The 10,814-nt window shown below is 61.6% G+C and carries 6 protein-coding genes; 4 read left to right on the top strand and 2 right to left on the bottom strand.

Annotation, left to right across the window (positions count from 1 at the left end; all coding sequences use genetic code 11):
* Nucleotides 1-65: 65 nt before the first annotated feature.
* Together ACTJLA_RS18895 and ACTJLA_RS18900 are read right to left on the bottom strand one after the other, a co-directional pair.
* Complete coding sequence (locus tag ACTJLA_RS18895; protein WP_034127646.1) at nt 66-995, bottom strand: AraC family transcriptional regulator; 930 nt, start codon at nt 993-995, stop codon at nt 66-68.
* Between the two features lie 72 nt (nt 996-1,067).
* Nucleotides 1,068-2,357 carry a glycosyltransferase gene (locus ACTJLA_RS18900; RefSeq protein ID WP_054897449.1) on the bottom strand — a complete coding sequence of 430 codons (1,290 nt, stop codon included), beginning with the start codon at nt 2,355-2,357 and terminating at the stop codon, nt 1,068-1,070.
* A 159-nt stretch (nt 2,358-2,516) separates the two neighbouring features.
* Between ACTJLA_RS18900 and tpx the strand changes: the two genes are divergently transcribed.
* From tpx to ACTJLA_RS18920, 4 genes are all read left to right on the top strand, one after another.
* A complete protein-coding gene (gene tpx / locus ACTJLA_RS18905; protein WP_003190967.1) occupies nt 2,517-3,017 on the top strand; it encodes a thiol peroxidase in 501 nt (166 codons plus the stop codon).
* 231 nt (nt 3,018-3,248) lie between these two features.
* Nucleotides 3,249-4,547 (top strand): MdtA/MuxA family multidrug efflux RND transporter periplasmic adaptor subunit, encoded by a 1,299-nt coding sequence (locus ACTJLA_RS18910; RefSeq protein ID WP_054897448.1) that lies wholly within the window; start codon nt 3,249-3,251, stop codon nt 4,545-4,547.
* Nucleotides 4,544-7,645 carry an MdtB/MuxB family multidrug efflux RND transporter permease subunit gene (locus ACTJLA_RS18915; protein ID WP_014718694.1) on the top strand — a complete coding sequence of 1,034 codons (3,102 nt, stop codon included), beginning with the start codon at nt 4,544-4,546 and terminating at the stop codon, nt 7,643-7,645. The genes ACTJLA_RS18910 and ACTJLA_RS18915 overlap by 4 nt, the downstream gene beginning before the upstream one ends.
* Entirely contained in the window at nt 7,642-10,749 is a 3,108-nt protein-coding gene (locus tag ACTJLA_RS18920; protein WP_054921435.1) for an efflux RND transporter permease subunit, read from the top strand. The genes ACTJLA_RS18915 and ACTJLA_RS18920 overlap by 4 nt, the downstream gene beginning before the upstream one ends.
* The last annotated feature ends 65 nt before the right edge of the window (nt 10,750-10,814 follow it).

Consider the following 10,814-nt stretch of genomic DNA (forward strand, 5'->3'; position numbering starts at 1 on the left):
AGCTATTACGGGATGTGATCGGGACAGGCGTGAGAGCGTTCGCCAGATGGCCAGCTTGCGGTTTTTTAACTGAAGTGCGAGGTGTCTACCGGCATCAGGTTCTGCTCCGTCAACCGCTGCATCGCCAACCGTCGATAGTGGGAAGGGGTCATGCCCTTGAGTTGCTGAAAGCGTCGGTTGAAGTTGGAGATATTGTTGAAGCCTGACTCAAAGCACACATCCGTGACGGCCTTGTCACCGTCCGCGAGTAATTCGCAGGACTTGCTGATGCGCAGCCGGTTGACGAATTCGATAAAGGTGCGACCGGTCGCCTGCTTGAACACCCGCGAGAAGTAGGTCGGCTTCATCCCCAGGTATTGCGCCACTTCTTCCAGCGGCAGCTCGCGGGCGTAATGTGCAAAGATGTAATCCACTGCCCGGTTGGTGCGGTCTATGCTGTGCTCGTCGGCCAATTGCGGCGTGGTTACGCCGGACAGCAATTGGTAGTCCTCGCACACGCTCAACACGTCCAGCAAGATAAAAAACTGCCCCAGGCGCGCCATGCCCTTGGCGTCCTCGATGTGTTGCATCAAGGTCATGGCCTGGGTGATGGTTTTTTTGCAGCGAAATTCGATGCCGTACTGCGCGCGCTCCAGCAGCGGTGCGAGGTTCTTGAGTTCAGCAAAAATATGGCTGCCGCTCTCGAACAGGTCATCGGTGAAGTTCACCAGCATGTCACGCTTGGGCACCACTTCGTCTTCTTCCACCTGGCTGATCCAGTTATGGGGCAGGTTGGGGCCGGTGAGGAACAGGCTTTCGGGGTAGAAGTTGCCGATGTAGTCACCGATAAACACCTTGCCAGAGCTGGCGACGATCAGGTGCAGCTCGTATTCCTTGTGGAAGTGCCAGCGCACCAGCGGGCAGGGGAAGCCGTGTTGGCGATAGATGATGGACAGGCCGTTGTGGTCGTCCATCAACTCGTAGGAAGGGTCGGTGATGCGCGTTGCTCGGGTCATGCTGCCGTCGCTTTATTGTGATCGCTGCGTAGGATAATGCCCCGTCACGCACGTCCTCGCCAGCAGCAGTGTTTACAGGGTGCGGTTTTTCGCCTCGATCCACTGGGACATATATTGGGTACTTTTATGCGCGTGGTGGCGCAGCATGCCGCCGGTGAAGTTGTCCCTGCGATGGGCAGCGAGGTTGCGGCGACAGCGTTCCAGGCATTCCACCAAGGCGGCCCCGTGGATGTTCTGGTCATAGCGCCGGGCCAGCAGTTGGCGCCCGTGTTCCTGGGCGCGGGTCCAGCGCTCACGGTCCTGATAAAGGGCCACGGCAGCGGCAGCCAGGGCCGGGGCATCCTGTGCAATCACGCCTGGCCAGGGCTGGTCATCGCCCATGGCCTCGGCGCCGATTGGGGTCGTGACACTGGGCGTGCCGCACAGCATGGCGTCGACCAACTTGCCCTTGATGCCCGCGCCAAAGCGCAACGGTGCCAGGCAGATGCGCGCGGCGGTCATGACTTGCAGCGCATCTTCGGCCCAGTTCATTACATGGAAACCCTGGGCCTGATTGTGCAGGGCGGTGGCCTTGGGCGGGGTGTAGGCGCCGTAGATATGCAATTGGGCGCCTGGCAGTTGTTGGCGGATCAGTGGCCACAGGCGGTGCTTCATCCACAGCACCGCATCCCAATTGGGCGCGTGGCGGAAGTTACCGATGCTGAGGAAATGCGCACGGTCGTCAAAGGGCGCAAATGCGTCGGTGGGCGGTTGCAGCATCAAGGGGCACCAGTGGAGCAGGGCGGCAGGCACCTTGAACTGTTCGGTGAGCAGACGGATTTCCACGTCGGAGATCATCAAGCTGATGTCACAGCGGTAAATGGCGGCGATTTCGCGTTTGGCCAGGTCGGTGTCGGCCATGCGTTGGAACTCGTCTTCCAGCGCCGGCGCGAACAGGGCGCTGAAGTCGTCGCTGTCGGGTTGGGCTTTCACCTGCTCTTTGAGCCGCTGGTGACGGGCGTCGCGCAGGCTTTGCAGGTCGGAGGTTTCCAGCACGCGCAGGGCGTCGGGGCAGCATTGTTCTACGCGCCAGCCGAATTGCTCCTCCATCATGAAACGGTCGAACAGCACGATATCCGGGGCCAGTTCGCGAATAAAGTCGTCGAAACTGCTGTTATTCAGTTCGATGGTGCGTTCGGCGATCCCGAGTGCCGGCAAGTCGGCCTTGTGCTCGCCAATGGTGGCCGGGCTGCTGAAGGTAATGTCCCAACCTTGCGTAAGAAAACTCTCAAGGATTTGCATCATATGCCCGCCCGCGGCCGAGGAGCGGGGCTCCGGCCAGACGTAACCAATGACCAGGACTTTGGTGACAGGCTGATTCATCGACGACGGTTTCCTTGAAGGGCGGGCGAAAAGCGCGCAATTAAACCACAACCTGACGACATGACAATTTGTGTCTGGCGGTAGGTAGCGTCGGCACTTTGTGGTTAACTTCCGCCTCTCGAATTTGTTTAACCAAAAACCAGCATAAGGATTCCGTTCATGGCTCAAGTCACCCTTAAAGGCAACCCGGTCCAGGTTGAAGGCGAACTGCCGAAAGTCGGCGCCAAAGCTGCAGACTTCACCCTGACCGCCGGCGACCTGTCCAACGCCACCCTGGCTACCTTTGCCGGCAAGCGCAAAGTGCTGAACATCTTCCCAAGCGTTGATACCCCAACCTGCGCCACTTCCGTGCGCAAGTTCAATGCCCAGGCCAACGATGTGGCCAACACCGTGGTCCTGTGCATCTCCTCCGACCTGCCATTCGCCCAAGCGCGTTTCTGTGGCTCCGAAGGCCTGGAAAACGTTAAGAACCTGTCGGATTTCCGCAATGCCGACTTCGCCGTTGACTACGGTGTTTCCATCGCTGACGGCCCGCTGCAGGGCCTGACCGCTCGCGCTGTCGTGGTGCTGGATGAAAACGACAACGTGCTGCACAGTGAGTTGGTCAAGGAAATTGCTGAAGAGCCAAACTACGACGCCGCCCTGGCTGTGTTGAAGTAACTGTTTCTACGTATGACTGTCGTTTGGCAGTAACACGTATGATGCATGATTGCGGCCTGGCCTAGTCCAGGCCGTTTTTATTTGAGCGTCAGCGGTTTAGCGAAATAGCCGGTGGACTAAGATCAGAAGTTAAACGTTGTAAGCCCAAAGTAAATAGCCGGTAAAGGTGCTTTTCTTAAGGCCCCCCAGTGCTTATCTTTCAGCCTCCCAAAGTAGAAGCTCTCGCGCCCAATGGTTGATCACTCCATGCAATCCTCCCCCCGCAACTCCCGCCGCTGGCTGTTTGGCCTGCTCGTGCTGCTGGTTATCGCCGGCCTGTGCTGGAAATTCTGGCCCAGCGGCGCGGCCCATAAAGACGCTCCGGCCGGGCACACGGGTAAAACCGGCATGGCGCGCCCGGGCTTCGGCGGGTCCACTGGCCCAGTGCCGGTGCGCGTGGCCCCTGCAGTGCTGGGTGAGTTCCCGGTGTACTACAAGGCGCTGGGTACGGTCACGGCGCTGAACACCATTAATGTGCGCAGCCGGGTGGGCGGCGAGCTGGTCAAGATCGCCTTCGAGGAAGGGCAAATGGTCAAGGCCGGTGACCTGCTGGCAGAAATCGACCCGCGCAGCTACCAGAACGCCTTGCTCCAGGCCCAGGGCACCTTGCTGCAGAACCAGGCCCAGTTGAAGAACGCCCAGGTCGATGTACAGCGTTATCGCGACCTGTATGCCCAGGACAGTATCGCCAAGCAAACCCTGGACACCGCCGAAGCGCTGGTGTTGCAGTACCAGGGCACGGTCAAGACCAACCAGGGCGCGGTGGACGACGCAAAGCTCAACCTGGAATTCACCAAAATCCGCGCGCCCATCAGCGGCCGGGTCGGTTTGCGCCAGCTTGACGTCGGCAACCTCGTCGCCGCCAACGACACCACCGCCCTGGCGGTAATCACCCAGACCCAGCCAATCAGCGTGGCCTTCACCCTGCCGGAAAATACCCTGGAAACCGTGCTGGCTCGTTACCACGCCGGTAACAAGTTGCCCGTGGAAGCCTGGGACCGTGGCGACGTGAAAAAGCAGGCGGTCGGTGTACTGCAAAGCCTGGACAACCAGATTGACGTCACCACCGGCACGCTGAAGTTCAAGGCGCGTTTCGATAACAAGGACCAGGCGCTGTTCCCCAACCAGTTCGTCAATGTGCACCTGCTGGCTGATACCTTGAAGAACGTGGTGCTGGCGCCATCTGCGGCGATCCAGTTCGGCAACAATGGCACCTTTGTCTACAAGCTCGACGGCGACAAGAAGGTCAAGGTCCAGCCCTTGGTGGTAGGTGACACCGATGGCGAAAACACCGTGATCAAGGAAGGCCTGGTCGCTGGCGACCGCGTGGTGCTGGAAGGCACCGACCGCCTCAAGGACGGCAGCGAGATCGAAGTGGTCAACGCCAGCAGCGAGGTGCCGACCACGCCGCCCGAGCACCTGCAAGGCAAGCCCGCAGCGAAAGGGGAGACCGGGGCTGACGCCGGCAAGGCGCAAAAGGTCGGTTCATGAACCTGTCGCGCCTGTTCATCCTTCGCCCGGTCGCCACCACGCTGAGCATGCTGGCCATTGTCTTGGCCGGCATCATTTCGTACCGCCTGCTGCCGGTGTCGGCGTTGCCCCAGGTGGATTACCCGACTATCCGGGTGATGACCCTGTACCCCGGCGCCAGCCCCGATGTGATGACCAGCGCGGTCACCGCACCGCTGGAGCGCCAGTTCGGGCAGATGCCCGGGCTGACCCAGATGGCCTCTACCAGCTCCGGCGGCGCCTCGGTGCTGACCCTGCGTTTCAACCTCGACATCAATATGGATGTGGCCGAGCAACAGGTGCAGGCCGCGATCAACGCCGCCACCAACCTGTTGCCCAAGGATCTGCCGGCGCCGCCGGTGTACAACAAGGTCAACCCGGCGGATACCCCGGTGCTGACCCTGGCAATCACCTCCAAGACCATGTTGCTGCCCAAGCTCAATGATTTGGTCGACACACGCATGGCGCAGAAAATCGCGCAGATCAGCGGTGTCGGCATGGTCAGCATCGCCGGTGGCCAGCGCCAGGCCGTGCGTATCAAGGTCAACCCCGAGGCCCTGGCGGCCAATGGCTTGAACCTCTCGGACGTACGCGCCCTGATCGCCGCCTCCAACGTCAACCAGCCCAAAGGTAACTTTGACGGCCCCACCCGCGTTTCGATGCTCGACGCCAACGACCAACTGGTCTCGCCCGAGCAATACGCCGAACTGATCCTGGCCTACAACAATGGCGCTCCGCTGCGGCTCAAGGATGTCGCGCAGATCGTCGACGGCGCCGAAAACGAGCGCCTTGCCGCCTGGGCCAACGAGAACCAGGCCGTGTTGCTCAATATCCAGCGCCAGCCGGGCGCCAACGTGATCGAGGTGGTAGACCGTATCAAGGCCCTGCTGCCGAGCATCACCGACAACCTGCCGGCCGGCCTGGACGTGACGGTGCTCACCGACCGCACCCAGACCATCCGCGCTTCGGTCAAAGACGTGCAACACGAGCTTCTGATCGCCATTGCTCTGGTGGTCATGGTGACGTTCCTGTTCCTGCGCCGGGTCAGCGCCACGATCATTCCGTCCATCGCCGTGCCGCTGTCCCTGGTGGGCACCTTTGGTGTGATGTACCTGGCCGGATTCTCCATCAATAACCTGACGCTGATGGCCCTGACCATCGCCACCGGGTTTGTGGTGGACGACGCCATCGTGATGCTGGAGAACATTTCGCGCTATATCGAGGAAGGCGAGACGCCGATGGCGGCCGCGCTCAAGGGCGCCAAGCAGATCGGTTTCACCCTGGTGTCCCTCACGCTGTCGTTGATCGCGGTATTGATCCCGTTGCTGTTCATGGCCGACGTGGTCGGGCGGCTGTTCCGTGAGTTTGCCATCACCCTGGCAGTGGCGATCTTGATTTCCCTGGTAGTGTCCCTGACCCTCACGCCCATGATGTGTGCGCGCCTGCTCAAGCGTGAACCCAAGGAAGAAGAGCAGGGCCGCTTCTACAAAGCCAGCGGCGCCTGGATTGATTGGCTGATCGAAGCCTACGGCCGCAAGTTGCAGTGGGTGCTCAAGCACCAGCCGCTGACGTTGCTGGTGGCGATCGCCACCCTGGGGCTTACGGTGGTGCTGTACCTGGTGGTGCCCAAGGGTTTTTTTCCGGTGCAGGACACCGGGGTGATCCAGGGGATTTCCGAGGCGCCGCAGTCGATTTCCTTTGCGGCCATGAGCCAGCGCCAGCAGGAACTGGCGAAGATCATTCTCGCCGACCCTGCGGTCGAGAGCCTGTCGTCCTACATTGGCGTGGATGGCGATAACGCCACCCTCAACAGCGGCCGCTTGCTCATCAACCTCAAGGCTCACGGCCAGCGCGACTTGAGCGCAGCCGAGGTCATCACCCGCCTGCAACCGCAGATTGACAAGCTGGTGGGTATCCGCCTGTTCATGCAACCGGTGCAGGACCTCACCATCGAGGACAGGGTCAGCCGTACCCAGTACCAGTTCAGCATGTCCTCCCCGGACGCCGAGTTGTTGGCGTTATGGAGCGGCAAGCTGGTACACGCCCTCAGCCAGTTGCCGGAACTCACCGACGTGGCCAGTGACCTGCAGGACAAAGGCTTGCAGGTGTACCTGGTGATCGACCGCGACGCGGCCTCGCGCCTGGGCGTAAGTGTCTCGACCATCACCGATGCGCTGTATGACGCCTTCGGCCAGCGCCAGATCTCCACCATCTACACCCAGGCCAGCCAGTATCGAGTGGTGTTGCAGGCCCAGTCCGGCGAAACCCTCGGCCCGGCGGCCCTCAACCAGATCCATGTGAAAACCACTGACGGTGGTCAGGTACGGCTGTCGAGCCTGGCCCATGTGGAACAGCGCCAGGCGCAATTGGCAATTGCCCATATCGGCCAGTTCCCAGCGGTGATGATGTCGTTCAACCTGGCGCCCGGCGTAGCGCTGGGCAAAGGCGTGGAACTGATCAACCAGACCCAGAAGGACATCGGCATGCCGGTGGGCGTGCAAACCCAGTTCCAGGGCGCGGCCCAGGCGTTCGAAGCCTCGTTGTCGAGCACCTTGCTGTTGATCCTGGCGGCGGTGGTCACCATGTACATCGTGCTCGGTGTGCTCTATGAGAGCTACATCCACCCGATCACTATCCTATCGACCTTGCCGTCGGCGGCGGTGGGGGCCTTGCTGGCGTTGCTGCTCAGTGGCAATGACCTGGGCATGATCGCGATCATTGGCATCATCCTGCTGATCGGTATCGTGAAAAAGAACGCGATCATGATGATCGACTTCGCCCTCGACGCCGAACGCAACCAGGGCCTGGACCCGCAGACCGCGATCTACCAGGCCGCGCTGTTGCGCTTCCGGCCCATCCTGATGACGACCCTGGCTGCCTTGTTCGGCGCGGTGCCTTTGATGCTAGCGAGCGGCTCCGGCGCCGAACTGCGCCAGCCCCTGGGCCTGGTGATGGTCGGCGGGTTGCTGGTGAGCCAGGTGTTGACGCTGTTCACCACACCGGTGATCTACCTGTACTTCGATCGTCTTGGCCGGCGCTGGCGCAAAGAGCCACAACGCCTGGAGCCGGTTGAGCCATGAACCTGTCCGGACCTTTCATCCGCCGGCCGGTCGCGACCATGCTGCTGAGCCTGGCGATCATGTTGCTCGGTGGCGTCAGCTTCAATTTGTTGCCGGTGTCGCCATTGCCGCAGATCGACTTTCCGGTGATCGTGGTGTCGGCCAGCTTGCCCGGCGCCAGCCCCGAGGTGATGGCGTCTACGGTGGCCACGCCGCTGGAGCGTTCATTCGGCGCGATTGCCGGTATCACCACCATGAGCAGCTCGTCGAGCCAGGGCTCTACCCGGGTGATTCTGGCGTTCGATTCCGACCGCGATATCAACGGGGCGGCGCGGGAAGTGCAGGCGGCCATCAACGCGTCGCGCAACCTGCTGCCCAGTGGCATGCGCAGCATGCCCACCTACAAGAAGATCAACCCGTCCCAGGCGCCGATCATGGTGCTGTCGCTGACCTCCGACGTGTTGCAGAAGGGTCAGTTGTACGACCTGGCCTCGACCATTCTGTCCCAGAGCCTGTCCCAGGTGCCGGGTGTGGGCGAAGTGCAGATCGGCGGCAGTTCGCTGCCGGCGGTGCGCATCGAACTGGAACCCAAGGCCCTCGATCAGTACGGCGTCGCCCTGGACGATGTGCGCAACACCATCGCCAATGCCAACCAGCGCCGGCCCAAAGGCTCACTGGAAGACAGCGAGCGCAACTGGCAGATCCAGGCCAACGACCAGTTGGAGAAAGCCAAGGACTATGAGCCCCTGCTGATTCGCTACCAGGACGGCGCCGCCCTGCGCCTCAAGGACGTGGCGAAGATCACTGATGGCGTGGAAGACCGCTACAATAGCGGCTTCTTCAACAATGATTCGGCGGTGTTGCTGGTGATCAACCGCCAGTCCGGCGCCAACATCATCGAAACCGTGCGGCAGATCAAGGCCCAGTTGCCGGCGTTGCAGGCGGTGTTGCCGTCCAGCGTCAAGCTCAGCCTGGCCATGGACCGCTCGCCAGTGATCACTGCCACCCTGCATGAGGCGGAAATGACCCTGCTGATTGCCGTGGGGCTGGTGATCCTGGTGGTGTACCTGTTCTTGGGTAACTTCCGTGCTTCGCTGATCCCGACCCTGGCGGTGCCGGTATCGCTGGTGGGCACCTTCGCGGTGATGTACCTGTACGGGTTTTCTCTGAACAACTTCTCGCTGATGGCGCTGATCCTCGCCACCGGTTTGGTCGTGGACGATGCCATCGTGGTGCTGGAGAACATTTCCCGGCACATCGACGACGGCGTGCCACCGATGAAAGCCGCCTACCTGGGCGCCCAGGAAGTGGGCTTTACCTTGCTGTCGATGAACGTGTCGCTGGTGGCGGTGTTCCTGTCGATCCTGTTCATGGGCGGCATTGTTACCAACCTGTTCCGCGAGTTTTCCATCACCTTGTCGGCGGCGATCATCGTCTCGCTGATTGTCTCGCTGACCTTGACACCCATGCTGTGCGCTCGCTGGTTGAAGCCGCATGTGAAGGACCGGCAGACCGGTTTGCAGCGCTGGAGCCAGAAGATCAACGAGCGCATGGTCGCCGGCTACGCCACCAGCCTGGATTGGGTGCTGCGCCATCGGCGCCTGACCTTGCTCAGCCTGTTCGTCACCGTGGGCGTGAATATCGCGCTGTACGTGGTGGTGCCCAAAACCTTCATGCCCCAGCAGGACACCGGCCAGTTGATCGGCTTCGTGCGCGGTGACGATGGCCTGTCGTTCAGCGTCATGCAGCCGAAGATGGAGATCTTTCGCCAGGCGGTGCTCAAGGACCCGGCGGTGCTCAGTGTGGCCGGCTTTATCGGTGGCAACCAAGGCACTAACAACGCAGTGATGCTGGTGCGCCTCAAGCCGCTTGGCGAACGCAAGATCTCCGCCCAGGCGGTGATCGAGCGCCTGCGCAAGGAGGTGCCGCTGGTGCCGGGCGGGCGCTTGTTCCTTATGGCCGACCAGGACCTGCAGTTCGGGGGCGGCCGCGACCAGACCAGCGCGCAATATTCCTACATCCTGCAAAGCGGCGACCTGGCCGCGTTGCGCCTGTGGTACCCGAAAGTCGTGGCGGCGATGCGTGAGTTGCCGGAGCTGACCGCCATCGACGCCCGCGAAGGCCGCGGCGCGGCCCAGGTGACGTTGATTGTCGACCGCGACCAGGCCAAGCGCCTGGGCATCGACATGGACATGGTCACGGCGGTGCTCAACAACGCCTACAGCCAACGGCAGATTTCCACCATTTACGACAGCCTCAACCAGTACCAGGTGGTGATGGAGGTCAACCCCAAATACGCCCAGGACCCGATCACCCTCAACCAGGTGCAGGTGATCACGGCCGACGGCGCACGGGTGCCGTTGTCGACCATTGCCCACTATGAGAACAGCCTGGCCGACGACCGCGTCAGCCATGAAGGCCAGTTCGCTTCGGAGAATATCGCCTTCGACATGGCGCCCGGGGTCACGGTGGAGCAGGGCACGGCGGCTATCGAGCGTGCGATTGCCAAAGTCGGGTTGCCCGAGGATGTGATCGCCAAGATGGCCGGCACTGCCGATGCGTTCGCCGCGACCCAGAAAGGCCAGCCGTTCATGATTCTCGGCGCGCTGGTGGCGGTGTACCTGGTGCTGGGTATCTTGTATGAAAGCTACATCCACCCGCTGACCATCCTGTCTACGCTGCCGTCGGCCGGTGTCGGTGCGTTGTTGGCGATCTACCTGCTCGGGGGCGAGTTCAGCCTGATCTCGCTGCTGGGTTTGTTCCTGTTGATCGGCGTGGTGAAGAAGAACGCGATCCTGATGATCGACCTGGCGCTGCAATTGGAGCGCAACGATGGCATGAGCCCGCTGGAGTCGATCCGCAGCGCCTGTCTGTTGCGCCTGCGGCCGATTCTGATGACCACCCTGGCCGCGATCCTCGGTGCCTTGCCGTTGCTGCTCGGCAGTGGTGATGGTGCGGAGATGCGCCACCCGTTGGGCCTGACCATTATTGGCGGCCTGGTGTTCAGCCAGGTTCTGACCCTTTACACCACCCCGGTGGTTTACCTTTACCTGGACCGCGCGCGCCATCGCTTCAACGCCTGGCGCGGCGTGCGTACCGATGCTGCCCTGGACACTGCGCTATGACCGACTCAACCCAATCCCTCGTAGCTGCGGGCCTGCTGTGGCGAGGGAGCTTGCTCCCGCTGGGC

It is taken from the genome of Pseudomonas sp. 22072 (assembly GCF_052046095.1).
Taxonomy (GTDB): Bacteria; Pseudomonadota; Gammaproteobacteria; order Pseudomonadales; family Pseudomonadaceae; genus Aquipseudomonas; species Aquipseudomonas paracarnis.

Excerpts from the sequence above, each read along its gene's own strand:
- ACTJLA_RS18910 (WP_054897448.1), top strand. The coding sequence starts at position 3,249 with ATGGTTGATCACTCCATGCAATCCTCCCCCCGCAACTCCCGCCGCTGG.
- ACTJLA_RS18900 (WP_054897449.1), bottom strand. The coding sequence starts at position 2,357 with ATGAATCAGCCTGTCACCAAAGTCCTGGTCATTGGTTACGTCTGGCCG.
- ACTJLA_RS18920 (WP_054921435.1), top strand. The coding sequence starts at position 7,642 with ATGAACCTGTCCGGACCTTTCATCCGCCGGCCGGTCGCGACCATGCTG.
- ACTJLA_RS18915 (WP_014718694.1), top strand. The coding sequence starts at position 4,544 with ATGAACCTGTCGCGCCTGTTCATCCTTCGCCCGGTCGCCACCACGCTG.
- ACTJLA_RS18895 (WP_034127646.1), bottom strand. The coding sequence starts at position 995 with ATGACCCGAGCAACGCGCATCACCGACCCTTCCTACGAGTTGATGGAC.
- tpx (WP_003190967.1), top strand. The coding sequence starts at position 2,517 with ATGGCTCAAGTCACCCTTAAAGGCAACCCGGTCCAGGTTGAAGGCGAA.